This window comes from Halopenitus sp. POP-27 (assembly GCF_029889855.1).
GTDB lineage: Archaea > Halobacteriota > Halobacteria > Halobacteriales > Haloferacaceae > Halopenitus > Halopenitus malekzadehii.
Window position 1 is genome coordinate 100,516 of sequence record NZ_JARANU010000005.1, and the last position, 25,032, is coordinate 125,547.

Here is a 25,032-nt window from a genome sequence, read left to right on the forward strand (position 1 = left end):
CGTCCCACACCAAAAGTGGGGTGGGGAGACGACGAGGCTACTCGAATCGGGCGCGGCCGTACTGGACCGGCCACTCGATCTCGGCGCCGAGTTCGTGGGCCGCCTCGAGCGCCCACTGCGGATGGCGGAGGTGTTCCCGGCCGAGCGCGACCACGTCCGCACGTCCGTTCCGCACGAGCGCGTCGGCGTGGGTCGGCTCGGTCACCTTGCCGACCGCCGCGACCGGCACGTCGGTGTCCTCACGGATCGACTCGGCGTACGGAACCTGGTAGCCCGGTCCGGCCTCGGGGACCTGCTGATCCGGATGGGTGCCGCCGCTGCTGACGTCGATCAGGTCCGCACCCGCCTCGGCCAGCGCCGGCGCCAGCCGGATCGAGTCCGCGAGGTCCCACGCCTCACGGTCGGGGAGCCAGTCGGTCGCGGAGACCCGGACGAAGACCGGCTTGCCGTCCGGCCAGACGTCCCGGACCGCCGCCGTTACCTCCCGCGTCAGTCGCGTTCGGTTCCGGAAGCTTCCGCCGTACTCGTCATCCCGATCGTTTGCGACGGGGGAGAGGAACTCGTGAAGCAGGTAACCGTGGGCGGCGTGGACCTCCGCGATCTCGAAGCCGGCGTCGAGCGCACGTTCGGCCGCGGCGACGAACGCGTCGATCACGTCCGTGACGGCGTCGTGATCCATCGTCCGCGTACGCGGCGGCTCGGCGTCCGGATAGGGATACGGCCCGCTTGGGGCGATCGTCTCCCAGCCGCCCTCCTCGGGCCCGAGCGGGTCGTGTCCCTCCCAGGGTCGTGTGGTCGAACCCTTCCGGCCGGCGTGTGCGAGCTGGATCCCGGGCGTCGCCCCCTGCGACCGGATGAACGAGGTGATCGGCTCGAGCGCCTCTGCGTGGTCGTCCGACCAGATTCCCAGATCCTGCGGGGAGATCCGCCCCCGTGGTTCGATGGCGGTCGCCTCAGTCATCACGATCCCGGCACCGCCGACCGCGCGGGATCCCAAGTGGACCCGATGCCACTCCGTCGGAAACCCGTTTTCGGCGGAATACTGGCACATCGGTGACACCATCACGCGGTTCCGTATCTCGGTATCCCGGAGCGTGACCGGGGAGAACAACGACGGCATATCGGACCAACGGTTCCGGAACGGTAAGTCGCACCGATCGCCGACGAGGGCAGCGCCGAAGATCGGTGACGTTCCTGATCACCTACCTATTTAGGCCGGCCAAAACCGTTATGTGTTCGAGCGAAATACGGACCGATAATGCCCCACGGGAACGGGACCGACAGCGATCGACCGACGCCGGCCGACGGACCCGTCGTCGGTGACGGCGATCGACGAAACGACCACGATCCGGCTGAAACGTTTTCACGCCCGGCAGTCACGGTCTCTCGCACCTCGCCGGGGAAACGTGTCTTCTCCGAAGCTGATAATACCGACGGCTGGATCGCGACCGATCTCGCCGTCGAACCCGAACGGTAGCGATCGACGGCGTCGACGGGAGTCGACCGCGACCACACGTGGCACTCATCGGTTCGTGGGTGGTCAGTCAGTTCGTGGTGGCCAGTCGGTTCGTGGGTGACCAACCGCGGCGACGCGCGAAGGGAAACGACTTAATGGACTACGCGCGCAGTTTCGGTATATGAGCAACGGCGAGGACGACGCGGACGACGCCCCCGAGGAGGCGTCAACGGAACAGGACGCGGCGGCACCCGAGCTCCCCGAGGACGTCACCGAGGAGAGCCTGACCGAGTATCTCGACGAGATCGAGACGCTATTGGCGGACGCCGAGACCGAGGCGGATCTCGACGACGTCGAGGCGCTTCTCGATGACGCCGAATCGTCGCTCACCGACGCCGACCTGGGGGACGCGGAGACCGAGGACGAGGACGAAGATGCCGCGGATCCCCAGGAGGCGCTCGAGTCCCGGATCGACGACCTCCGTGCCGACCTCGAGGACGCTCGTGGTCCCTACGCCGGAGACGTCGTCGCGTCCATCGAAACGTCGATCGAGACGATCGAGGACACGGAATGGACCGACGCCGGCACCGTCGATGTCGAGGCCGCGATCGAGTCGTTCGCTGCCGACGTCGCAGACGAGATCGACGTCGACGTCGAGCCCGAAACGGACGACGTCGAGGCGCTCGTATTGACCCTCGAGTCCATCGCCGAGGCGGTCGCGGACGCCGACCTCGATGCGGACGCGGACGCCGACACGATCGACGCGCTCGTGGAGAGCGTCGAGACGCTATCGGACGACCTGGAGGCCGCCGAGGAGTGGGACGACCTGAAGACGAACGAACAGCTGCAAGCGCAGGGCTTCTACGACGTGCTCGGCCACTACAAGGACTACCCGGTCGAGTGGTCCGCGCTGAAGGTCCACGAACAGGAGGGCAACGTCGAGATGATCCTCCTCGCGCTCGACGCCTTCCAGTCGGAGTTCATGGAACGACACTGTCTCGAGGCCCTCGAACGGATGGGCAAACGCGCGGCGACCGACGACGCGGTCGACCGGATGCTCCAGCGGGCCGGCAAACGCGAGAAGCCGGCGATCCGGATCCTCGGCAAGATGGCGGCCGAGGCGGCCACCGAGACCTTGGTCGAGTACGTCGACGAGGACTCGGACCCGCAGCTCCAGAAGGTGACGTTCAAGGCGCTCGGCGAGATCGGCGCGACCGAGGCCGTGCAGCCGCTCGCGAACAAACTCGAGATGGAGAACGACCAGGTTCGCCCGTATGCGGCCCGCGCGCTCGGTCTCCTCGGCGATGCACGCGCGATCGAACCACTGGCGGAGACCCTCGAGTCCGACGACTCAGACGACGTCCGCGCCGCGGCCGCCTGGGCACTGCGCCAGATCGGGACGACGGACGCCCTCGAGGCGGTCGCCGAGTACACCGACGAACGCGTCTTCATCGTTCAAACCGAGGCCGAGAAGGCCGAAACGGCCCTCGAGACCGCTGCAACGCCCACGTAAGTCGTTTCGGTATTCGACCCCGTTTCTTCTCCGGAGTTTTATAAGCGAACACGCGCCAGACGTCCCGTGCGTTCGATCGATGCCACATCGACTGGCCCGCGGTGGTGCCGTCTCCTCCTCGTCGTCGCACTCCTGCTTGGAGCGGCGATCGGTGGCGTGAGCGTCCCGACGGTCGCCGACGGCGCGTCAGCATCGACGACGCCGGCGCCGAGCGAGACCGTGGACGGGGAAACGGCGACCGTCAGGGGTGAAAAGACGGCGACCGCCAGGAATGGACGGACGACGACCGCCAGGAATGGACGGACGGCGAGCGCCACGGATCGGGAGAACGCCTCGGTCGCCTCCGGTGGGGTCATCGTGGAACTGTATCCGAACCCGATCGCGGCGGGTAACGAGGGCGAATACCTGATCGTTGACCTGCCGGTCGCCGGGAACTGGACCCTCTCGGACGGCTACTACGACACGCGGCTCCCGTCGAACGTCTCCGGTCGGGTCGCCCTGAGTACGGCACCGGATGCCGCAGGCGTCCACGTCGACGTTCCCGTTCACCGGTTGCCCGGGTATTTTCCGTTGTCGGCATCCGGCGACCGGATCGTCCTCGCCTATGACGGCGAGCCGGTCGACGTCGTCGCCTACGAACGGGCTCGGGAGGCCGAAGTCTGGAACCGGTCGTGGGAGGGACTCCGCGGCGACGGGTGGCGCCCGTACGGGTACCGACCGCACGGCTCCGACAGCATCGATCCGTCCGACGACCCGGCGAACCGCTCCGCGACGGTGGAGGCGTTCGTCCTTCCGGACGCGAGCGACGCGCCGTTATCGGCGATCGAGGGGGCCGAAGATCGGCTGTTTCTCGCCGGCTACACGTTCTCGTCGACGCGGATCGCCGACGAGCTGATCGCGGCGCACCGACGCGGCGTGACGGTTCGGGTTCTCGTCGAGGGCGATCCGGTCGGCGGGTTCTCCGCGGAGACCGCGCGAACGCTGGATCGCCTCGCCGCGGCCGGGATCGAACCACGCGTCCTGGCTGGACCGCGATCCCGGTTCGCCTACCACCACCCGAAGTACGCTGTCGTCGACGGTCGAGCGGTCGTTCTCACTGAGAACTGGAAGCCCTCCGGAACCGGTGGCGCGGGGAACCGCGGCTGGGGCGTCACCGTGTTCGACCGCGGGTTTGCCGACGAGCTTGCGTCGGTGTTCGACCGGGATGCGACCGCGGTCGACGCGGTGCCGTGGCGACGGGCCCGCGAAACCGTGACCGTCCACGAGGGCGGGCGAGCCAACGGGACTTATCCGTCGCGGTTCGAACCCCACCGGACCACCGCCTCGAACGTGGAGCTGCTGCTCGCCCCTGAGAACGCGGCCGACGGGATCGTCGAGCGGATCGACGCCGCCGACGAGCGCGTGCTCGTGACCGTCCCCCGAAGCGACGGCCCCGAGTGGCGGCTGTTGAACGCCGTCATTCGGGCGGCCGAGCGGGGCGTCGACAGTCGTCTCCTCCTCTCGAACGCGTGGTACGACGCGGAGCAGAACGAGGCGCTCGCAGCGCGGCTGAACGCCCGAGCCGCCGCCGACTCGATCCCGCTGTCGGTTGCGGTGACCGAGCCTCGGAGTCGGTACGCGAAGATCCACGCCAAAGGTCTCGTCGCCGACGACACCGTCGTCGTCGGGAGCCTCAACTGGAACCCGTCAGCCGCGACCCGGAACCGCGAGGTACTGGTCGCGTTCGAGAGCGCCACGGCCGCGGACTACTTCCACACGGTGTTCGTCGCCGACTGGCGCGGCGGCAGCGTCCGGTTCCCGATCGGAATCACGGGGGGACTCGTGACCGTCGGCGGCGCGGCGCTGGTGCTGGTCCGTCGGCGGGTGAGATTCACCTGAGGCTGGTGGTGAAGCCGGTACGGATCGTCTGCTTAAAACCGTGCAGGTGTTGCGGAATCCGAACAGCAACCCGTTACGCGTCGTCGACGGCGGGGTACCGACCTACTCCTCGAGGACGGTCGCCGAGGAGAGCGCCTCGTCGATCTCGGCGTCGGCCATCTTCTCGACGAGCGACTCGATGACCTCCTCCCGCCGTCCCTTCACGAACTTGATGGAGCCGACGACGAGGTGACCGCCGCCCGAGACGCCGGCCTCCGGAAGCTCATCGTTCAGTTCGGTGACCATCCGCGGGATGTCGAGTCTGACGCCGTCCGAGCGCAGGACGGCGAAGTCCGGACCGTAGCCGATCGTTATCACCGGATCGCCGGTCTCCTGAACCCGGGTGTCGTGGAGTTCGCCGGTGGTCTTCCCCGGCGCGGGGTAGGTGAACCGGTGGGCGTACTCGTCGAGGTCGACGCGGTAGAGGTGTGCTTCGGAGGCGAGCCGCTCGTGTTCGACGTGGCCATCGAGCGCCGAGAGCTGCCGGTCGACGTCGCGTTCGGCGCGTTCCGAGAGGAACTCCACGAGACGCTCGTGTCTATCAGCGTCCTCACAGCCGACGTTTAGGACGTCGTTGACGAGCGTTTTGCCCTCCGAATAGCGGAGCCAGTGGGCGGCGTAATCGAGCGCCTCGCCGATGTCGAGGACGTCGTCGCGGTCGTAGCCGGCCGCGTCAGCCAGCTCGAGGTAGTCGCTCATCGTCTCGGCCTTCGACCGATCGGAGAGGCCCGCGACCGCCGGAACGTGGTTCAACTCGCCGTCGATCGTGGGATCGATCAGTCGGGCGAGCTCGACACACATCATCCCGGTGGTGATCCGGTAATCCTCGTCGTAGAGGTACGGGTTGACGTGGGCGTCCAACAGCGGCTCGACCGCCTCCGGGTCCGGATGGTGGTGGTCGACGGCCGCGATCGGGATGTCGTAGTGGGCAAGGTTCTCGTAGGCTGGGACGTCCTCCTCGGTCGACCCGTTGTCGAGCATCAGCAGGAACGGGAGCTTCTGGCCGTGGCGCGCCTGGCCGTCCAGCGCGAAGTTGAGGTCACGGGTGACGTCCTCCATCTCGTAGTAGGGCGCCTTGCTGGGCAGCCGCTTGAACAGATGTCGCGGCGCGTCCAGGTCCTCGTGGACCGTCTGCACGAAGTTTTCGAGCGCGTGTTGGACCGGGATCGCCGCACACATTCCGTCGCCGTCGGCGTGGTGACGGACCCGGATCGGTCGTCCCTCAAGAACGGTCCGCCGCAACAGCCGGGCGAGGTCGCGGAGGTCCTCCCGGATCGGGGCGAACGCGTCCCACTCCACGAGCGGGTCGACGTCGCGGGGCTCGGCCCGCTCCTCGATCGCCGACTCCAGCCGCGCTCGAGCCTCGCCATCTCGATCGCCGGAGATCGGCGTCATCGACTCGACCTCGATCTGGAGGGCGTCCTCCCGGATCTCGACGTCACCGCCGACCCGGACGAGGTCGCCGACGGAGATCTCGGGGTACGCCCGAACGCCCGCCTCCTCGAAGGCGGCACAGGAGACGATCCCGGAGGCGTCGGAGACGGCGAAGATCGTCGGCCCACCGGTCTGTTTGGCCTGCACGACCTCGCCCTCGATCGTGACGTTCGTCGCCGGTTCGAGGCCGCGAACGCGCGTGATGGCTGGTTCGTGCTCGATTATCTCGGTTCGGTAGTCGGTCAGCGACACGTCGTCGAAGGCGATGTCGCCGTTCTCCCGTATCTCCTCGAGCTCGACGACGAATCGATCACCGACATCGTAGTCGTTCTCAAGGTTCGATTCGTGAACGAGTCCGGAGACCGCATCCGAAACGTCGACGAAGACGCCGTACTCCACGACACCGTTGACTTCGGCGTGGTAGTAGGCGTCCGTCTCGACGTCGACGCGTGTGCAGTCCGGTGCGAGGTCGTAGACGACCGGCCGGTCGTCCTCGGGGCTTGCGCCGGGATCGGCGGGAACGTCCTCCTCGGCGCTCGCGTCGGACGCGGTTCCCACATCGGTATCGTCGGTCGGCTCGGCGTCGTCGACGTACTCGAACGCATCGGTCCCCTCGGCGTGTTCGGCCTCGGGTTCGGGACTCGAATCGTCCCGCGTGCCGGAATCCCCGGCGGTCTGGTCGGTCATACCGATCGATTGCGGACGGGCCGGTGTTAAGGTTGCTATCTTCGGTTTCGCGTGTGAGTGTCGGTGTGCGGCGGGCGATGACTCCGGAATCCCTTTGAAGCGACGGCTCGGAGGTCGGCGTATGCGCCTGTTCCGGTCGGACGAACTTCTCGGGATCGCCCGGGAGACGATGGAGTTCATCCTCGAGGCGTGCGAGGACACGCACCCGAACGAGTATATGGGGTTCCTCCGCGCGGAGGACGCACGCAAGCTCGACCTGGATACGGACCGATCCGGACAGGTTATCACGGACGTCCTCGTGATTCCGGGGACGGAGTCGAACCCGGTCAGCGCGACCGTGCGAACGAACATGAAGCCGAACGACGTCCAATCGGTCGGATCGGTTCACTCCCACCCGAACGGAGCGCTCCGTCCGAGCGCGGCCGATCTGGCGACGTTCGGACAGGGACAGGTCCACATCATCGTCGGCGCACCCTACGAGTGGGGCGACTGGCGGGTCTTCGACAACGAGGGCGATCCGACGACGATAGACGTCCTCGACGTCGATCTACCGGAGTCACACTTCTTCGACTTCACGCAGGCGGACATCGATCGGGAACTGGAGGCGGAAGGCGTCGACGTCGACACGGCGACGGACGTCGAGAACGGGGAGACGCACCGCTCCGACCGCGATGACGACGCAAACGACGGGGACGACGCCGGCGGGTGGTTGCGGTGACCCGCGTCCTCGCACAGGGAACCTTCGATCTCCTGCATCCTGGACACGTTCACTACCTCGAGGACGCCGCGACCTACGGCGAGGAACTGCACGTCATCGTGGCTCGGGCGGCGAACGTGACCCACAAGCGTCCGCCGATCCTTTCGGACGAACAGCGACGGGAGATGGTCGACGCCCTTGCCGCGGTCGACACGGCCCATCTCGGCCACGAATCCGACATCTTCGTCCCCGTCGAACGGCTCGATCCGGACGTCATCGTCCTCGGATATGACCAACACCACGACCCGGAGGCGCTTGCCGAACAGCTCGCGAGTCGGGGTATCGACTGCCGCGTCGAGCGAGCGAGTCCCCGGGAGCAACAATACGCGGACGAGGTCCTCTCCACGGGCGCCATCATCGACCGCATTCTCGCCGAACGCGGCGGCGACGCCGATCGGTAGGGCGTTCCGGGGACGATCGATCGGGGCGATCGATCCGTGGTTCTCATCGGCCGGATCGACAGACTTGACGGATCGACAGACTTGACGGATCGGCCGAGGAGACGTTCGCCAAAACGCGGGAGATATATGTGGTCGACCCGAAGCCAGGATCAGTGAGCGTACCCGACCGCGTCCCTGCGCTGCTCTCGGCCGCGACGATCGGGATCTATCTCCTGTTGGTCGTCGGCGCGACGACGGCCCTCTCGGATGCGACCACCGCCTGTACCGCCTGGCCGGCCTGTGGAACCGGATACACGACGCCGACGGACCCGATCGGGTGGATCGCGATCGGGCATCGCGTGGCCGCGATCGTCGTCGGCCTCCTCGTGGTCGCTGCGGCGGTGGCGGTCTTTCGCGACCGCGCCGCGACCCGGGTTAAAGCCGCGACGGCGCTCGTCCTTCTCGCGTACCCGATACAGGCGGGGTTCGGTGCCTACATCGCGACCACGGACATCACGCGATCCGTCTCGGTGCTACATCTGGTGACGGGGATCGCCATCTTTGCCACGTCGCTTGCGGCGTTGACGTGGTGGCTCGAGGCCGAAACCGGGGATCCCGACGAGGACCCGACGCCTCCCGGATCCGTCCACGACGATCCCGTCGCTGAGCCCGGTTCGACCGGCGACGCCAACCCGACCGTATCCCTCGACCCCGACATCGACGACGCCTCCGCCTCCGAATCCCCGTCCATCCCGGCCGGTGGCTGGCCGCGACGGGTGGCGACCGCACGGGCGTATTTCCGGCTGATGAAACCACGGTTGATGTGGCTGCTGTGTCTCGTCGCCGCGGCGGCGATGGCGCTCGCCAGCGGAATGGTCGACGGAGCGGCGTTCACGCCGCGAACCATCGCCTTCACCCTGGTCGGCGGATCGCTGGCGATCGGCGCCTCGGGAACGTTCAATCACGTCTTCGAACGTGACGTCGACAAGCGGATGCAGCGAACCGCCGATCGTCCGCTCGCGCTCGATCTGATCCCGGTCAGCCACGCGATCGCCTTCGGCCTGTCGCTGACGGCGATTTCGGTGGGATTGTTCTGGCTGGTGAATCCGCTTGCGGCCGCGCTCGGCGCCACCGCGATCGCGTTCTACAGTATCGTCTACACGCTGGTTTTGAAGCCGAACACCGTCCAGAACACCGTTCTCGGTGGGGCAGCAGGATCGCTGCCGGCACTGATCGGCTGGGCAGCCGTCACCGGCGAGATCGGCGGTGGCGGACTGCTGTTGGCCGCGCTCATCTTCCTGTGGACGCCGGCGCATTTCTACAACCTCGCGTTGGCGTACCGCGACGACTACGAGCGCGGCGGCTTCCCGATGATGCCGGTCGTCCGCGGCGGGACGACGACACGTCGACACATCCTGTGGTACCTGGGTGCGACGCTCGTGGCCGCGGCGGTTCTCGCCGCGACCGCCGACGCGCTGGGGGTCGTCTACCTCGTGGTCGGCGTCGCGCTCGGCGCAGTCTTTCTGTGGGCCGTCGTCAGGCTTCATTACGAACAGACGGAAACGGCGGCGTTCCGCGCGTTCCACGCGTCGAACGCGTATCTCGGGCTCGTGTTGCTGGCCGTCGTCTTCGACTCGCTCGTCGTGTAGCCTCGACGTATTCGCCCCGCATCGGAGCCGCGTCCTCCATCGTGACGTCCATCCCGATGCGGGAAAGCGAATCCCTTAGGCGGACTCGACTCCGACCGACGGGTATGAGAACCGATTCCGACGCCGACGGGAGCGGTGGCGGGACGACTGCCGATGCGGGCGGCGGAACCAACGACGGCGGACGGGCCGACGACGGCGAGCCGGTCTTGCACGCCGCCGACGTGCACAAGTCCTACGGCGACGTGACGGCACTTTCTGGGGCCGACCTCGCGGTCGGTCGCGGCGAGGTGTTCGGGCTCATCGGTCCGAACGGCGCCGGCAAGACCACGCTCGTCAGGGCGCTCACCGGGACGACGTCGGTCGACGGGACCGTGCGCGTCCTGGGGGCCCAACCGGCGGCGGTCGATCCGGAACGGATCGGCCTGCTTCCGCAGTCGTTCGATCCACCCGGGCGGCTCACGGCCCGTGAACTGGTGTCGTACTATGCCGGACTGTACACGGATGCCCGCGACGTCGATGCCGTCCTGGCCGACGTGGGGCTGGAGTCGGACGCGGACGCCTGGTATGAAACGCTCTCGGGGGGACAGCGACGGCGCGCGTGTGTGGCGACCGCGCTCGTCAACGACCCGGACGTGCTCTTTCTGGACGAGCCCACGACCGGCATCGATCCGGCCGGTCGCCGGGACATCCACCGCGTGATCCGGGCGGCCGCCGCGGCCGGAACGACGGTCTTCCTGACGAGCCACGCGATGGGCGAGGTCGAGCAACTCGCCGATCGCGTCGGATTGATGCGTGAGGGGACGATCGTCGCCGTCGGCTCGCCGGCGTCGCTGATCGCGGAGTACGGCGGGCACCCCACGCTCTCGGTCACGCTTGAGATTCCGGAGACGGACGAACCCACCGACGCTGTGACCGCTCGCGAAGCCGGCGTCGCCGCGATCCGAACGAACACCCACTTCGAGATCCGGGAGCGGGGGGCACACGCCGACTCGGTTGCCGACCCGACTGCCGGTCAGACAGCCGATGGGACCCACGGGACGGCGATCGAGGTGGACGACGTTCCGCTCGAGGGGATCAACGACGTGCTCGACGCGCTGACCGCTGCGGAGATAGACATCGAGTCGGTGTCCTGGAGCGAGCCGTCGCTCGAGGACGTCTACCTCGAACTCACGGGTGAAGCCTATCGCCCCACCGGAACCGGGGAGTCTGTCGACACCGCCGACTCGACCGCCGGATCGGGGCCGTCCTCGTCGCGTGCCGCGACCGATGGAGGAAGTCGATGAGCCGCCTGCGTCGGATTCGGTCGGAGACGATCGCGGCGGCCCGGTCGTTCCTGCGGCGGCGAACGGCGGTCTTCTTCACGTTCTTCTTCCCGGTGATCCTCGTGGTGATCTTCGGGGCGCTGGTCCGGACACAGCCGACCGGCGGCGGCCTGTTCGCCGAGCCGGCCGGCTACTACCTCCCCGGCTACATCGGCGTCGTCGTCCTCTTTACCCCCCTCTCGCGGGTCGGCTCCGAGATCGCCCGCCATCGTGACGGGAACCGGTTCGAAAAACTGGCGACCACGCCGCTGACCCGAGTCGAGTGGTTGCTCGCACACACGCTCGTGAACGTCGCGATCATCGGCGTTGCAAGTCTGCTCGTCTTCGGACTCGTGTTGCTCGTGACGGACGCCGCCGTTCGCATCACTCCCGCGTTGGCGGCCGTTGCCGCGTTCGTCGCCGTCGGCGTGGCGGCGTTCTGTGGCGTGGGCGCGGTCCTCGGATCGGTGGCCGACACGCAGGACGGGGTGATCGCCGCCAGCAACACGATCGCCCTCCCGCTTCTCTTCCTGTCTGAAACCTTCGTCCCGCCGTCGCTGCTCCCGGGGTGGTTTCTGCCGGCCGTCGCGGTCTCGCCGTTGACCTACTTCGCGCGCGGCGTGCGAGCGATCACCTACGACGGCGGGCCGTGGGCCGGGGATCTGGCCGTGCTCGCGGCGATCGCCGTTCTCACGCTCGCCGTCGGGGCGCGATTGCTCCCGCGCGCCGAGTGAGGGGTGCGGTCACCGGTCGGCGTCGGGATCCGGTTACCGGTCGGCGTCGGGACCCGACTCATCAGCCGCCGACTGGCGGTCGTCGGTGATCCAGCGGAACCCGCCATCGTCCGCCGATCGATCGACGTCCGATGTGCCCGTCCCATCCGCAGTCGGCGGGGAGTCGTGATCGGTCGCCGTGGGGGCGCGTGTTGCGGACGGACCCCCGCGATCTCGGCGGTCAGCCAGTGCCGTCCGGAGCCGGTCGGAAAGCTCGACTCGAAGTCGCTCGGCGGCGTCGGCATCGATGTCCAACGCGGCGGCATCGCGCCCGATGAATCCGCTGGACCCGGCAGTATCGGCGACGACCGTCGCGATCCGCCATCGGCGCTGGAACACGGTTCGCGCGTCGATCACGGTCTGAATCCGGTAGTAGGGAACCACACGCGTCTTCCGCTTCCAGAACCCGACACGCGTGAGAAGGTGGTTCTCGCCGAGCCAGTAGCCGCGGTGAACCCACTTGTAGTGGGCCGCGATCACGGCAACGGGAACGAGCGCCGCCGTGACGTACCACGGTATCGTGGCGGCAACGAACCGATCGGCGCCGAACGCGATCGCGGTGAGGGCCACGGCGATCGCAACGTATCGGATCGCGTATCGAACGCGAACACGCGCAGGCGGTCGCCGGAAGTCGGGGTCGTCGAACGCCTCGATCTCACGCGCCAGCTCGCGAACCCGATCGCGGCGAGCAAGCGGAACGGCCGCTTGGCTGCCGTACGTGCCGCCCTGTCCGGGGGCATAGCCCGCCGTTTCGATCGTCAGCGTCGCGTATCCAGCCAACCGCTTTGCCGGGTTGTCGGTGATCGTCAGACTCTGCACCTTGTCGGTCGGGATCGACCCCGAGTACCGTTTGAACAACCCCCGCTCGTACCGAAGGTCGTCACCCGTGCGGGTCAACCGGAACCCGTAGTAGTTGGTGATGGCGACCGCGGCACCGATGATCCAGGAGGCCACGAGCAACAGCCCGAGGGCGATGATCCCGGTGATCGTGACGACGAGCGCGGTCGTGGTCGGCAGGAACCCGGAGAGTGCGGGGACCGACCCGGAGCCGACGAACGCCAGGAGACCGATCAGTCGTGGGTCGAACGAGAGCGCACCGACGAGGGCCAACTCCGCCGGCGAGAGGGTGAACAGTTCGGTTTCCGAGTCCTCGGTCGGCACGGAAGGTTCCAAGCGATCGGCGGAATCCGGATCGCTGGCCCGCCGGTCGGCTCCCTGCGCCGCCGACCGGTCGTCAGCTCGTGTCGCCTTTCGTCGCCGGATCTCCCGCTGGAGATCGGTCGCCCGCGAGGCGGCCACGTATCGGATCGCGCCCTCGGTGGAAGACCCACCGGCGGTTTCGAGATCGACGGCGGCGATGCCGAGGAGACGCTGGAGGACGTTTCTGGAGACGTCGACGTTCTGGATCCGTCCGTACGGGATCTCCCGATCACGCCGGGAGATCACGCCGGACGCGATGTCGAACGTGTCGGGAGTGCACTCGTACTCGAACCGCCGGTAATAGGCGGTCTCGTAGGCGAGCGCGGCTGCCGCGACCAGCACGCCGATGCCGATCGTGACGAGACCATCGACCATCCCGGACGTGCCGAGGAAAAACAGCGCGACGAGGACCGTCGACGCCTTCTGAAGGGCGCGGTACGGGATCGAGAGCGGGGACAGTTTCACACCGCGTCCTCCCCCTCGGCACGGATCGCGAGCCGTTTGAGCGTCTCACGGAGGTCGTCGGCGTCCTCGGGGGTCAACCCCGGTATCCGGACGTCGGCGCCGCGCGATCCGGCCGTATACACCACGCAGGACGCCAAGCCGGTGGCTCGTTCGACCGGGCCGCGGCGGGAGTCGACGTGTTGGATCCGGACGAGCGGCACCACCGTTCGAACGCGGGTGATGACCCCGCGATCGAGGTACAGCGCGTCCTCACGGATCGCGTACGACCAGCGCCGATATCGGACGAGGGCATATGGAACCGACACGGCCACAGCAAGGACGCCGACGACGGCTGGGGTCCACCACGGCGTCTCGAGGAACCGGCCGATGACGGCGGCGAATCCCGCGAGAAGGGCGGACATCAGGATCGATCGGACGATCCACACGACGCGGATCCGGCCGTCGAGTCGACGGGTGACGGTCGCCGGATCCGGGGGTGGCGACTCGGCCGCGGAGTCGGAGGTGGGGTCGGCAGCCATACCCCCGGCTTGTTCGGCGTCGGGTATAAGTCTCGGGAGGCGGCGATCGCCCCGTTCGCACCGAACCGGCGACGACGCTCGACCGAGGTGACTGCTGAACCGTTGGCTGGCAATAATTGTCACAACCAAAGGCACCCGAAACTGATTTCGGGGGGGATGCTGCACTCGGGATATGGGCAACGACGATCCGTTCGAGAACATGCTCGCCCAGATGGACCGCGCCGAGACGTACGCCGACGTCGACCACGGCGTGTTCGAGCGGCTCAAATACCCCGAGCGGACGCTCAAGGTGACGCTCCCGGTCGAGCTCGAATCGGGTGGCGTGGAAGTGTTCGAGGGGTATCGGTGCCAGTTCGACAGCGCCCGCGGTCCGTTCAAGGGCGGCGTTCGCTACCACCCAAGCGTCACCCAGCGGGAGGTCGAAGCCCTCGCGGGATGGATGACCTGGAAGTGCGCCCTGGTTGATCTCCCATACGGGGGCGCCAAGGGTGGGGTCATCTGTGAGCCCAAGGACCTCACCGACAACGACCTCGAACGGCTCACCCGGCGGTACACCGAGGGGATCCGTCGGTTGATCGGCCCCGAGACCGACGTGCCGGCGCCGGACATGAACACGAACCCGCAGACGATGGCCTGGATGATGGACACCTACTCGATGTACGAGGGATACACGGTCCCGAAGGTCGTCACGGGCAAACCGCTCGAGATCGGCGGGACGCCCGGGCGCGTGGCCGCGACCGGGCGTGGCGTCTCCATCATCACTGAGCGCCTCTTCGAGTATCTGGAGAACGACCTCGGCGACGCGACGGTCGCGGTCCAGGGGTTCGGCAACGTGGGGTCACACGCCGCGCGGCTGCTCGATGACGCCGGCGCGCGGATCGTGGCGACCTCGGACGTGACCGGTGCGGCCTACGACCCGGACGGGCTCGACGTCCCGACGCTCGGCGCGCACGTCGACGCCGGCGGGCTGATCGAGGAGTACACCGCCGGCGATCTCAAGGTCGCGGACCGCACGCAGTGGGACGAGCCCGAGCAGATCTCCAACGCCGACCTGCTCGAGCTCGACGTCGACGTGCTCATCCCGGCGGCCGTCGAGGGCGTCATCACCGCCGAGAACGCCGACCGGGTCCGGGCGAACGCGATCGTCGAGGCCGCCAACGGACCGACCACGGTCGCGGCCGATGAGGTGCTCTCCGAGCGCGACGTGCAGATCGTGCCGGACATCCTCGCGAACGCCGGCGGCGTCATCGTTTCTTACCTCGAGTGGGTGCAGAACTCCCAGGAGTTCTCCTGGCCCCTCGAGACGGTCAACGCCGAACTCGAGCGGCGGATCGGTTCGGCCTTCGACGAGACCATCGAACGATACGACCAGGGCGACGTTCCGGATCTCCGGACCGCAGCGTACACGATCGCGCTCGAGCGGATCGGGCGTGCCCACGAGTACCGCGGCCTGTTCCCCTAAGCCACTGGGGCGTGTCTCCCGTCCCCGGAACCGGCGTCGCCGCCGGGGTCTCACACCCGCCGGATCCGGTCGGCGGTGACCGAAAGCGATCGGCAGTAGTGAACCAGGGGATCTCCTTCGGGATGGTCGTACCCGTTCGCTTTGAACAGCGTGTTGGCCCGAATCTCGGCGCTCGCCTCCCGCAGGGGCCAGGGCTCGTGGTCGATCTCCCCGCAGTAGAGCCCGCTCGGAAGTAGCGCTGCGTCCCCCGCCGTGGCGTAAAACCGGTAGTTCTCAGTGAGAAACGCTGCACGCGTTCCGGGGTCGGCCGTGGTCGAGCTGCTGGCTTTGGGGCTGGTCGGGCCGCTGGCTTTGGGGCTGGTCGGGCCGCCGGTTTTGGGGCTGGTCGGACGAACGGTCGCGTCGAAGTCGGCCAGGTCCGCGCCGCCGTGCGTGCGCCGACTCCGAACGTGAACCGCCGTGATCGGTGGCTCTCCGGCCCCCGACTCGTTCTCGGTCGTCGTGGGTGCGGCCGGCGTCGTCTCGACGGCTGGATCCGTACCCGTATTCGGCCTCGTGCCCGTTCGGGTCGCGGTGGCGTACTCGCGTCTGACCGACGCGTCGGCCCGATAGTACGGCAGCGCGAACAGCGTCCGTGCGATCGCGACACCGATCGGATCGTCGGCGTCCAGCGAGTGGAAGTAGACGCCCGGTCCGGCGGGACCGTCGACGTAGGTTCGAAGGTTGAGTTCGACGAACGAAAGCCCGATCGGGAGTCCCCGTATCCGGATGTCGCGCATCACGAAGGGAACGACGCCGAGGTAGGCGTCCCCGTCGACGGTCGCGACTTCGAGCCGGTCCGGTAGTCGATCCGCCACGGTGGCGGGATCGACGGGCCAATGGAGAAACCCGACGTCTTCCCAGGTCATCTCGATCGGATCGCGGCCGAACATACTGGGAGATGGGGACGGCCGACTCAAAGGTGTGACTCCAGCGCAAGCGTGATCCCAGCGTACTGTCGATCGCAATATCGCGGCTCCGAGTACGACGTCGACCGCCTCAGGCCGTCGAGACGAGGTAGACGCCCCCGATTGCGAAGGCGATCCCGACGGCTTTCTGTAGCGTCAGCGACTCGCCGAGCGCGGCGATTCCGATGACGGAGCTGAACACGAGGAAGGTCGCGAAGATGGGCGTGACGACGCTCACGGGACCGAGCGCAAGCGCTCGGTAGTACGAGAGGATCCCCACCGCGAGGAAACAGCCCGCACCGAGGACGTAGACGACCTTCGGGCTCCCGAGATGGCCCGCGAGGTCCTGTCCGCTGAACAGGACGACGGCGACCGCGGCGACGACGAGGATGAGGTTCGAGATCGCGGCGGCGACGTCGCTCGGGATCGCGTTCGACCCGGACGTCGCGATCCGCATCAGGGGGGCGACGAGCGCGTAGGCCGCGACGGCCAACAGCGAGTATGGGACGTACGGTTGCATCGTCCGAACCCTGTGTCGGTGTCGGCTTGTCGGTTCCGATCGGTGACCGTCTTTCCGGAACCGGACGAACCGATAGCGGGCGTGCATCGGAGAGAGACACCCGATCCGAATCGGCGATCCGGGGCGCCTACGCCGGGAAAGCGGGTGTTTTTTTAGGTCGGTTTGGTAAGCCTTAGCCGACTATGAGTACGAACCATATATCCGTCCCCGAGGACGGAACACGGATCACGCTCGTCGACGAGGAAACCGGCGAGCTGAACGTTCCCGACACGCCGATCATTCCGATCATCTACGGCGACGGGATCGGTACCGACGTCGGTCCGGCCGCCCAGACGGTGCTCGACGCCGCCGCTGAGGCGACCGACCGATCGATCGCCTGGATGCGCGTGTATGCGGGTGAGTCCGCCCGCGAAAAGTACGATGAAAACCTCCCACAGGAGACCGTCGACGCGATCCGCGAACACCGCGTCGCCATCAAGGGCCCGCTCACGACGCCGGTCGGGGCCGGGTTCCGGAGCCTCAACGTCGCGCTGCGCAAGAAGCTCGACCTCTTCGCCAACGTCCGTCCGACCTATCACCTCGAGGGCGTCCCATCGCCGGTCAAAGATCCCGGGCAGATGGACATGGTCACCTTCCGGGAGAACACGGAGGACGTCTACGCGGGCATCGAGTGGGAGGCCGGCACCGACGAGTCCGAGCAGGTCCGGACGTACCTCGAGGACGAGATGGACGTCCCGGACGTCATCCACGACGGTCCCGTCGGCATCGGCGTCAAACCCATCTCCGAGTTCGGCTCCAAACGGCTCATCCGCGAGGCGATCGACTACGCGGTCGCCAACGAGCGCGATTCGGTCACCCTCGTCCACAAGGGCAACATCATGAAGTTCACCGAGGGCGCCTTCCGGGACTGGGGCTACGAGGTCGCCGAAGAGGAGTACGGCGAGAACGTCATCACCGAGGACCAGCTGTGGGACGAATACGACGGCGAGCAGCCGGCGGGCACGGTCGTCGTCAATGACCGCATCGCCGACAATATGCTCCAGCAGATCCTCACCCGGACGGACGAATACTCGGTCATCGCGACGATGAACCTTAACGGTGACTACATGTCCGATGCCGCCGGCGCCCAGATCGGCGGACTCGGCATCGCGCCGGGGATCAACCGTGGCCACGGCCGCTGTCTGGCCGAGCCGGTCCACGGGTCGGCGCCGAAATACGCCGGCGAGGACAAGGTCAATCCGACCGCGATGATCCTCTCGGGCCGTGAGATGCTCGAGTACCTCGGCTGGAACGACGCGGCCGACCTCGTCCGCGACGCCGTCGAGGAGACTATCTCCGCCGGTACGGTTACTTACGACCTGCATCGACAGATCGAGGGCGGGGAGAAGCTCTCCACCAGCGAGTTCGCCGACACGGTCGTCGAGAACATCCACGATCTGGCCTAACCGGCCACCACCGACGGCGGAACTACAGACGACACCGCATTTTTCGAAACGAGCGCCTCCAAAGCGACGTACAGAGCGAGGAGCGGCGGAGACACCGCGTCGGCTGTGCGTCGATGCCGTCGCTCGCTACAGGTTCGATTTGCCGGCACCGCCGTCGATCGGGATCGCCTGGCCGTTGATGTAGCCGGCCTTCGGCGAGGAGAGGAACGCGACGGTGTTGCCGAGCTCCATCGGGTCACCGATGCGACCGAGTGGGTTCGAGGAGCCGCGCTCCGCGAGCCCCTGCTCGTAGCTCTCGTACTCGCCGCGCTCGACGCCCTGTTCGATCAGATCCTCGATCCGGGACGTCTCGTGGGCGCTTGGGAGGACCGCGTTGGCACGGACTTCGGGTGCAAGCTCCTTCGAGACCGTCTTTTCGAGCCCGATGACGCTCATCCGGACCGAGTTCGAAAGGACCAGCGAGTCGATCGCCTCCTTGACGCTGCGGGAGGTGATGTTGACGATCGTGCCGCCGCCGTCGGCCTGGAGCGGGTCGGCGGCCTCGCGAACGAGGCGGACGACGCTCATCACGAGCAGGTCGTAGGCCTCGTACCAGTCCTCGTCGTCGGTCTCCAGGAAGGGACCGCTCGGCGGGCCGCCCGCGGAGGTCACGAGGTGGTCGAGACCGCCGAACTCGTCGACGGTGGTCTCGACGAGGGTTTCAATGTCGTTCTCGTCGGTCAGATTACCCTGGATCGGGAGCACACGGGTGTCGCCGGCGGCTTCCTCGCGAAGCTCCGCAGCAGCTTCCTCCAGCGCGTCCACATTCCGACCGTTGATCGCGACGTTGACACCCTCACGGACGAGTGCGGTCGCCGAGGCGTTCCCCAATCCACGGCTCGATGCCGTGACCAGTGCCGAGTTATCGGCGATTTCGAGGTCCATACGGAACGATATCGGGTCGAATACGGAAACGTTTCTCGCATCCCGCAGGACGCGCCGGGGTCACATAATGCGGAACCGTTTTGCGACGATGTCCCAACATCGGGTATGGACCACGTCGCATTCGACGACGCGGAGACGTACGAACCGGACGACGGCTGGATGCGGGCGGCCCTGGCAGGAAGCGACCAGTTCTCATTCGAGTGGTTCGAGAAGCCACCGGGACACAGCTCGCCGATGCACGACCACGAGAACGAGCAGGTATGCCTCTGTCTGGAGGGTGAGCTGACCGTGGAGTCGGACTCGGGCGAGACGGTCACGCTCGAGCGGTACGACTCGGTGAAACTCGACGGGTGGGAGGCGCATCGCGTCGAGAACACCGGCGACGAGCGCGCGGTGGGGCTCGACGTCTTCGCGCCCGGCCGCTCGTTCGACTTCTGGACCGACCGCGAGGAGTGAGTGTCGACGGTATCGGTGTCCCGTGGGGCCCCACCCGCGCTCCCGAGCACGGGTGTATATATGCCGTCCCCGTCTCACGGGGCGTATGGTCGACGTCGGAGACGAAGCACCCGATTTCGCGGTCCCGCTCGCCGGCGGCGCGGCGTACAACGATCTGGACGACTTTCGACTCTCGGACCGGATCGGCGATGGCCCCGTCGTGTTGGCGTTCTACCCCGCGGCGTTCACGGGCGGGTGTACCGAGGAGATGTGTACCTTCAGCGATAGGCTGTCGGACTTCGAGGCGCTCGACGCCGACGTCTACGGCATCAGCGTCGATCTCCCGTTCGCGCAGAACGTCTGGATGGAGACCGAGGACATCGACGTCCCGATGCTCTCCGACTGGGATCACGAGGTGATCCGGAAATACGACGTCGTCTACGGGGATATGTACGACCGGATCGAGGTCGCCCAGCGGAGCGTGTTCGTGATCGACGACGACGGGATCGTCACCTATCGGTGGGTCCGCGAGGGCGAGAATCCCGACTTCGAAACGTTCGTTCCCGAGGTCCGCGATGCCGTCGCGGCCGCCGCCGAGTGAGACGCCCGCAGGTCGGCTGCCGAGTGGGGTCTCTCGGCCGCTCGCGTCGATCGTCCCTTTTTAAGCCGCCCCGCACGAAGCCGGCGGTATGAACGTCCGTCACCTCGCGTCCCGGATCGGCGCGCTGGTCTGTTTTCTCACGGTGATCGCCGCCGCGGCACCGTTTCTCCTGATCGACGGGTACGCCGATCTGATCGGCGCCTACTACGGCGCCGGCCCGATCGGGCTCACGGCGATCGTCCTCTTTACCGCCGTCGGCGGTGTCGCGTTCGCCTCGGCCGAGCGCGGGAACGTCGATCCGGTCACGATGGCCGGCGGGCTCGTCGCGCTGGGCGCCGTCGTCCTCGTCGGTGCGGTGCTCTGGTGGTTCGCGCTCGACGACACCGTGTTGTACAGCTTTCCACGGGAGTATCGCTGGATCGAGTGGCACCCGACGGCGGTCGTCGTCGCCGCGATCGGGGTCGCCGCCAGCGCCGGCGTGTACGCCCGATCGGTGCTCGAGTGATCGACGGTTGTCGGACTGGTGGTCAAGGGTGGCCCGCGGCGTCAGGGATCATCGGCCTCGGGGATCGTCGGCGTCATCGGCGTCGGCGGTGACGACCGACCCCGTGGAACGAAAGGCCCTTAAGTCGGACCGGTGTACGACCAAGCGGACTAGGTCGGGCGGTTAGGCCCCGCCCGTTACCCGTGAGGTAGTCTTCAGCGGGGACCGAACGCCGGGGGAGTCCGGTCGGACCGACTCGGGCCCCGGGAGCCAACGTGGAAGCCTCGTCCGACGGGGACAGCGGTTCACGGCGCCCGCTCGCAGGAGCGGCCAGTCGTGGTTCGTCGGTGGTACCGGGTCAGACGCGGAAGCGAGCAGCCCACCGCCGGACGTGCGTCGCTCGTCGGATCGCGGGGTGGAGGAGGCAACCGGGATTCCCCGTGTCGGAACGCCGGGCGAATCCGGTCGTCCACCATTCATACGCCGTTCACACGTATCGTTCGTCCGTGAGTCGTGCGTCTCTTACGGAGAATCAAGGAGAAAGCCCCGCGCTTTAGCGCGGTCGCAAATCGCATAGCGATTTGCTGGCACACCAGCAGTCGCAGACTTCTGGGGACGGAGATGAATCCGACAACAGAGACGCTAACCAAGAGATTTTATTAGCCCTGACAGTATATCGTAGAGTAAGCACATCAGGCGAAAAATGGAGTTGGATTGGGGTCTCCACTATCAAAAAGCAACCCTGTGTCGGATGTCTACTCGCCCATCGCGGGTGAGTCGGGTCGATGGCACGGCCTGTGAGGTGCAAGCGGATACCCAAGCACACCACGCCACCTCTGGTGGCCCGACGCACTACTCACAAACCACAGCCAGACCCTCGTGGTCTGGTCAGGGTGCCTTCGGGGACGCACGAACGGCGTGTTGTCCCACGAAGGAATCCTCGTGCTTCAGCGCGGGGAGGATGTCAATCCGACCTATCTTCCCGCTTGGCGACGACGTCGGTCAGGATGTCCGCCAGTTGCCCCGCCTCCGCGGCGGTGAGTTCCGCGCTCGCGATCCCGGTTCCGTGGTCGCCCGCGGTCGTCTCGATGCTCACGATGACCCGGTCCTCGTCGTCGGTCGTCTCGACGTCGATCGACGCGTAATCAGGGGATTCACCGGGTGCCCCGACCGAGAGGTCGCTTTCCCCCACGCTCACGTCGATCGAGGTGCAGTCCGGGCGGGCCAGGTCGATCGTCGTCCACGGATCGGACTCGCTCATACGGGCACCAACGGCGGCGATCCCCTTCAGTCGTCCGGCGCCCGGAGCCGTGTCTTTATAAGACACCCCGGTCGAACGTGGTGATGTGACCGATCGACGGACGGTCCGCTGTCTCGGTTGTGAGGAGGTGATCGACGCGGATGCCCGCGTGTGTCCCCACTGCGGCGAGCTCCAGCCGACGCCGATCCTCGCGGCCGGGGCAGTCGTGATCGGGGTGTTCGCGTTCCTGTTCGGGTTCCTGCTTGGAGCGTTCACGGTCGGACTCACCCGGTGGATCGGCTTCGCGCTCGCGGTCGTCGGGTTCGGCCTCGCCGTCGGCGGCTACACGAGTTATCTGGACGCGACGGCCCAACGGGGCGGGCGAGCGAGATAGACGTCGGTACCGACACCCGATGGTCAGCTCCCGTCCTCGCACCGATCGATGGGTTCGAAGGCCCTCGGTCCGAACGCGAGGTATGGCTGATCCGACCCGAACCGACGCGAACGATGGCTCGTCCACGGTTACCGCCGACGCCGGCGACGTCACCGCGACATACACCGAAACTGACGGCGAGCGCGTGCTCGCGTTCGACCGCGAGGGACGGACCGCGGCGATCGCCCAGAACGTCGACGGCTACGCGATGCTGAAGGTTCGAACCGGGTCAAAGGGAGACGAGCTGGAACGCTACTACGGGTTCGATATGGCGCTCGATCACGCCGCCGAGCGGTTGGGTGTGGCCGTCGCCGACCTCCCGGTTCCGGAGGCAGCCGCGGATATGGGGATGTGACCGGTCGCGGACGCGACGGGCCGTTTTGCCCCGGTCACTCCCCAAGCTGGAGCCCGTCACGCCAGTAGAACCAGGGACCAAAGACGAGGTAGCTCCCGGCCAGAAACAGCAGCGCGAACGCGAAGACGCGCCCCCAGTCGCCGGTGAGAACGATCGCGATCGCCTGCACGACGCCCATCACGATCGCGTCCTGGGCGTGGAGGTCCGGGTACGTCACCCGCGAGACCATCAGGACCGCGAGCAGGGCGGTCCCGGGGACCAACACGACCGGATCGGTGTAGCCAGCCAGGACGGTCGCCGCGATCAGGGTCGCGGCGAGGGTCGTCTGCACGCCCTTCGTCTCGTCGCTCTCGAGGTCGTAGGCGGCGTAGAGCCCGAGACGGGTGACCGCCATCGCGACGTACGCCGCGCCGACGGCGATTCCGGCGAGGAAGGCGGGGTTCGACGTCGCCATTCCGGTCGACTCCAGCGTGATCGCGACGATCGTCGCGGGAGCGACGCCGAAGGTCGCGACGTCGGCCAGCGAGTCGAGGTGGTCGCCCGCCGGCGTGGATCCGTGCGTCCGGGCGATGATCCCGTCGAGCGCGTCGGCGATGGCGCCGAACAGCACGAGCCGGGCAGCGAGCTCGACGTCGATCGTTGCGGCCACGACCGCCAGAAAGCCGATCGCCGCGTTCGCGACGGTGACGGCGTCCGCGAGCCCGAGTCGGCCGGCGAACCGCGGCTTCATACCCATCGGGTCGTGGACGGGCTTTTTACCTGTTGTTATTCTCAGAACCCGGGAGCGGACCGCCGTACATAAGCCCGCGGGTCGCTGACGAGGAGATATGCAGCGGAGACGGTTCCTTTCGCGCCTGGCCGGGTCGGCGACGGTGGCCGCCACGCTCCCGATCGCCGGCTGTCTGGGCGGTGCCGCGGGTGGGTCCGGTGACGAGCCCGACTACGACGTCGGGATGACCGCGACGGCGTTTCGCCCCCAGGAGGTCACGATCGCCGTCGGCGAGTCCGTGACCTGGCGGAACACGAGCGCGCGGACCCACACCGTCACCGCCTACGAGGACGCCATTCCCGAGGACACGGAGTTCTTCGCGACCGGCGGATACGACGACGAGGCGACCGCCCGCGACGCGTGGTGGAGCGATCGCGGCGGCGCCCTGGAGAACGGCGACGAGTTTACTCATACCTTCGAGGTTCCGGGTCGGTACGACTACGTCTGTATTCCCCACGAGCAGGCCGGAATGATCGGCGCCGTGATCGTCGAGGAGTGACCGATGGTGCCGACGGCCGCCGAGCTGCTCGGCGTCGACGTCGCGCTGTTTCTGCTCGTCGGGCTGCTCGGCGGCGCCCACTGTATCGGGATGTGTGGGCCCCTCGTCACGGTGTATTCGGACCGGATGGGGCCGCGGTCGGACGGCGACGGATCAGCCGGGGCGGGCGCAGCCGCCGGGCGACGTTCCCATCTCACCACCTATGAGGTCCGCCAGCACGCGCTGTTCAACGTCGGGCGAGCGACGAGCTACACCCTGATCGGCGCGCTCCTGGGCGGGCTCGGCGGCGCGGTCTTTCTCACCGTGGGGTCGCTCACGTCGACGGCGGGACTGGTTCGGGGCGTCGTCGGCGTCCTCATCGGACTGTTCGTGGTCGCGATCGGCGTCCGGTACCTGCTCGGGAGCGCGGCCGCCGGGATCCACCTGCCGGGGCTCGACCGCGTCACGGGCCGACTGATGAACCACGTCGACCGGCTCGCAAACGGTCCCGGGATCATCGTCCTCGGGGGCCTCCACGGGCTGTTGCCGTGTCCGATCCTCTATCCGGCGTACCTCTACGCGTTCGCGAGCGGCTCCGCGGCGTCGGGCGCGCTCGCGCTCGCGGCGCTCGGGATCGGAACGATCCCGGCCGTCTTCGCCTACGGAACCGTCATCGAGGCGGTCGACGCGGTCCACCGTCGACGGCTTCACCGCCTGCTCGGTATCGTGTTCCTGGCGTTGGGCTACGTGCTGTTTGCCCACGGGCTGATGAGCCTGGGGATCCACGTCCCGCATCCGATGTTCCCGTTCTACGACCCCTTGAGCGGGGCGGGAGGTGGGTGATGCGTCCGCAGACGCAACAGTCATTCACGTCCGGCACGAACCGCAC

25 protein-coding genes, 1 other RNA gene and 1 pseudogene are annotated in these 25,032 nt (G+C 67.4%); 18 read left to right on the forward strand and 9 right to left on the reverse strand.

The genetic code is table 11. The annotated features are described in order from the left end of the window. Positions 1–37: 37 nt before the first annotated feature. Positions 38–1,120 carry an NADH:flavin oxidoreductase/NADH oxidase gene (locus OQF70_RS04850; RefSeq protein ID WP_280536188.1) on the reverse strand — a complete coding sequence of 361 codons (1,083 nt, stop codon included), beginning with the start codon at positions 1,118–1,120 and terminating at the stop codon, positions 38–40. 138 nt (positions 1,121–1,258) lie between these two features. Between OQF70_RS04850 and OQF70_RS04855 the strand changes: the two genes are divergently transcribed. The 3 genes from OQF70_RS04855 to OQF70_RS04865 all read left to right on the forward strand — a co-directional run bounded on the left by OQF70_RS04855 (position 1,259) and on the right by OQF70_RS04865 (position 4,847). Further along, a complete protein-coding gene (locus OQF70_RS04855; protein WP_280536267.1) occupies positions 1,259–1,477 on the forward strand; it encodes a hypothetical protein in 219 nt (72 codons plus the stop codon). Positions 1,478–1,637: 160 nt separating this feature from the next. Then, positions 1,638–2,969, forward strand: coding sequence for a HEAT repeat domain-containing protein (locus OQF70_RS04860; protein WP_280536189.1), 1,332 nt, complete (start codon positions 1,638–1,640; stop codon positions 2,967–2,969). Between the two features lie 66 nt (positions 2,970–3,035). Next, positions 3,036–4,847 carry a phospholipase D-like domain-containing protein gene (locus OQF70_RS04865; protein WP_280536190.1) on the forward strand — a complete coding sequence of 604 codons (1,812 nt, stop codon included), beginning with the start codon at positions 3,036–3,038 and terminating at the stop codon, positions 4,845–4,847. A gap of 102 nt (positions 4,848–4,949) precedes the next feature. On the opposite strand, the gene OQF70_RS04870 is transcribed toward OQF70_RS04865, so the two are convergent. After that, entirely contained in the window at positions 4,950–7,007 is a 2,058-nt protein-coding gene (locus OQF70_RS04870) for an OB-fold nucleic acid binding domain-containing protein (protein ID WP_280536191.1), read from the reverse strand. Between the two features lie 121 nt (positions 7,008–7,128). Between OQF70_RS04870 and OQF70_RS04875 the strand changes: the two are divergent. The 5 genes and pseudogenes from OQF70_RS04875 to OQF70_RS04895 form a co-directional block, all read left to right on the forward strand. Further along, a pseudogene (locus tag OQF70_RS04875) lies at positions 7,129–7,611 on the forward strand (Mov34/MPN/PAD-1 family protein); the annotation flags it as partial. A 110-nt stretch (positions 7,612–7,721) separates the two neighbouring features. Next, entirely contained in the window at positions 7,722–8,165 is a 444-nt protein-coding gene (locus tag OQF70_RS04880; RefSeq protein WP_280536194.1) for an FAD synthase, read from the forward strand. A 152-nt stretch (positions 8,166–8,317) separates the two neighbouring features. Then, positions 8,318–9,793, forward strand: coding sequence for a heme o synthase (gene cyoE, locus OQF70_RS04885; RefSeq protein WP_280536196.1), 1,476 nt, complete (start codon positions 8,318–8,320; stop codon positions 9,791–9,793). A 104-nt stretch (positions 9,794–9,897) separates the two neighbouring features. Further along, positions 9,898–11,076: an ABC transporter ATP-binding protein gene (locus OQF70_RS04890; protein WP_280536198.1), complete on the forward strand. Its 1,179-nt coding sequence runs from the start codon at positions 9,898–9,900 to the stop codon at positions 11,074–11,076. Next, on the forward strand, positions 11,073–11,828 hold the full coding sequence (locus OQF70_RS04895; protein ID WP_280536200.1) for an ABC transporter permease: 756 nt from the start codon (positions 11,073–11,075) through the stop codon (positions 11,826–11,828). Before OQF70_RS04890 ends, OQF70_RS04895 begins: the two co-directional genes overlap by 4 nt. A 33-nt stretch (positions 11,829–11,861) precedes the next feature. On the opposite strand, the gene OQF70_RS04900 is transcribed toward OQF70_RS04895, so the two are convergent. Both OQF70_RS04900 and OQF70_RS04905 read right to left on the reverse strand, forming a co-directional pair. Then, positions 11,862–13,532 (reverse strand): PH domain-containing protein, encoded by a 1,671-nt coding sequence (locus OQF70_RS04900; RefSeq protein ID WP_280536201.1) that lies wholly within the window; start codon positions 13,530–13,532, stop codon positions 11,862–11,864. Continuing rightward, positions 13,529–13,933 (reverse strand): PH domain-containing protein, encoded by a 405-nt coding sequence (locus tag OQF70_RS04905; RefSeq protein ID WP_280536266.1) that lies wholly within the window; start codon positions 13,931–13,933, stop codon positions 13,529–13,531. Before OQF70_RS04905 ends, OQF70_RS04900 begins: the two co-directional genes overlap by 4 nt. A 289-nt stretch (positions 13,934–14,222) precedes the next feature. Between OQF70_RS04905 and OQF70_RS04910 the strand changes: the two genes are divergently transcribed. Then, on the forward strand, positions 14,223–15,512 hold the full coding sequence (locus OQF70_RS04910; RefSeq protein ID WP_280536202.1) for a Glu/Leu/Phe/Val dehydrogenase: 1,290 nt from the start codon (positions 14,223–14,225) through the stop codon (positions 15,510–15,512). Positions 15,513–15,562: 50 nt separating this feature from the next. On the opposite strand, the gene OQF70_RS04915 is transcribed toward OQF70_RS04910, so the two are convergent. Continuing rightward, positions 15,563–16,444, reverse strand: a complete 882-nt coding sequence (locus OQF70_RS04915; RefSeq protein WP_280536203.1) for a DUF2071 domain-containing protein — start codon at positions 16,442–16,444, stop codon at positions 15,563–15,565. Positions 16,445–16,550: 106 nt separating this feature from the next. Further along, the gene (locus tag OQF70_RS04920; RefSeq protein ID WP_280536204.1) at positions 16,551–16,979 is read right to left on the reverse strand and encodes an EamA family transporter; all 429 of its coding nucleotides are present in this window, start codon (positions 16,977–16,979) and stop codon (positions 16,551–16,553) included. Positions 16,980–17,161: 182 nt separating this feature from the next. On the opposite strand from OQF70_RS04920, the gene icd reads away from it, so the two are divergent. Next, positions 17,162–18,424, forward strand: coding sequence for an isocitrate dehydrogenase (NADP(+)) (gene icd, locus OQF70_RS04925; RefSeq protein ID WP_280536205.1), 1,263 nt, complete (start codon positions 17,162–17,164; stop codon positions 18,422–18,424). Positions 18,425–18,550: 126 nt separating this feature from the next. Here the strand turns inward: icd and OQF70_RS04930 are convergent, their stop codons facing one another. Then, positions 18,551–19,348, reverse strand: a complete 798-nt coding sequence (locus OQF70_RS04930; RefSeq protein WP_280536206.1) for an SDR family oxidoreductase — start codon at positions 19,346–19,348, stop codon at positions 18,551–18,553. A 105-nt stretch (positions 19,349–19,453) separates the two neighbouring features. Here OQF70_RS04930 and OQF70_RS04935 point away from each other — a divergent pair, with 105 nt between their 5' ends. From OQF70_RS04935 to ffs, 4 genes are all read left to right on the forward strand, one after another. Continuing rightward, positions 19,454–19,804: a cupin domain-containing protein gene (locus OQF70_RS04935; protein WP_280536208.1), complete on the forward strand. Its 351-nt coding sequence runs from the start codon at positions 19,454–19,456 to the stop codon at positions 19,802–19,804. An 85-nt stretch (positions 19,805–19,889) separates the two neighbouring features. Continuing rightward, positions 19,890–20,384, forward strand: a complete 495-nt coding sequence (locus tag OQF70_RS04940; RefSeq protein ID WP_280536210.1) for a redoxin domain-containing protein — start codon at positions 19,890–19,892, stop codon at positions 20,382–20,384. A gap of 88 nt (positions 20,385–20,472) precedes the next feature. Then, positions 20,473–20,889 (forward strand): hypothetical protein, encoded by a 417-nt coding sequence (locus OQF70_RS04945; protein WP_280536211.1) that lies wholly within the window; start codon positions 20,473–20,475, stop codon positions 20,887–20,889. Between the two features lie 142 nt (positions 20,890–21,031). Further along, an RNA gene (gene ffs / locus OQF70_RS04950) (signal recognition particle sRNA) lies at positions 21,032–21,343 on the forward strand. A gap of 489 nt (positions 21,344–21,832) precedes the next feature. Here ffs and OQF70_RS04955 read toward each other — a convergent pair. Then, a complete protein-coding gene (locus OQF70_RS04955) occupies positions 21,833–22,129 on the reverse strand; it encodes a hypothetical protein (RefSeq protein WP_280536212.1) in 297 nt (98 codons plus the stop codon). Between the two features lie 85 nt (positions 22,130–22,214). Between OQF70_RS04955 and OQF70_RS04960 the strand changes: the two genes are divergently transcribed. Next, positions 22,215–22,502 carry a zinc ribbon domain-containing protein gene (locus OQF70_RS04960; RefSeq protein ID WP_280536213.1) on the forward strand — a complete coding sequence of 96 codons (288 nt, stop codon included), beginning with the start codon at positions 22,215–22,217 and terminating at the stop codon, positions 22,500–22,502. An 82-nt stretch (positions 22,503–22,584) separates the two neighbouring features. Continuing rightward, positions 22,585–22,896: a hypothetical protein gene (locus OQF70_RS04965; protein WP_280536214.1), complete on the forward strand. Its 312-nt coding sequence runs from the start codon at positions 22,585–22,587 to the stop codon at positions 22,894–22,896. A gap of 34 nt (positions 22,897–22,930) precedes the next feature. Here OQF70_RS04965 and OQF70_RS04970 read toward each other — a convergent pair whose 3' ends face one another. Further along, entirely contained in the window at positions 22,931–23,626 is a 696-nt protein-coding gene (locus tag OQF70_RS04970; RefSeq protein ID WP_280536216.1) for a protein sorting system archaetidylserine synthase, read from the reverse strand. Positions 23,627–23,723: 97 nt separating this feature from the next. Between OQF70_RS04970 and OQF70_RS04975 the strand changes: the two genes are divergently transcribed. Together OQF70_RS04975 and OQF70_RS04980 are read left to right on the forward strand one after the other, a co-directional pair. After that, complete coding sequence (locus tag OQF70_RS04975; protein ID WP_280536217.1) at positions 23,724–24,164, forward strand: plastocyanin/azurin family copper-binding protein; 441 nt, start codon at positions 23,724–23,726, stop codon at positions 24,162–24,164. A gap of 3 nt (positions 24,165–24,167) precedes the next feature. Then, positions 24,168–24,986, forward strand: coding sequence for a sulfite exporter TauE/SafE family protein (locus tag OQF70_RS04980; RefSeq protein WP_280536218.1), 819 nt, complete (start codon positions 24,168–24,170; stop codon positions 24,984–24,986). Positions 24,987–25,032 lie beyond the last annotated feature (46 nt).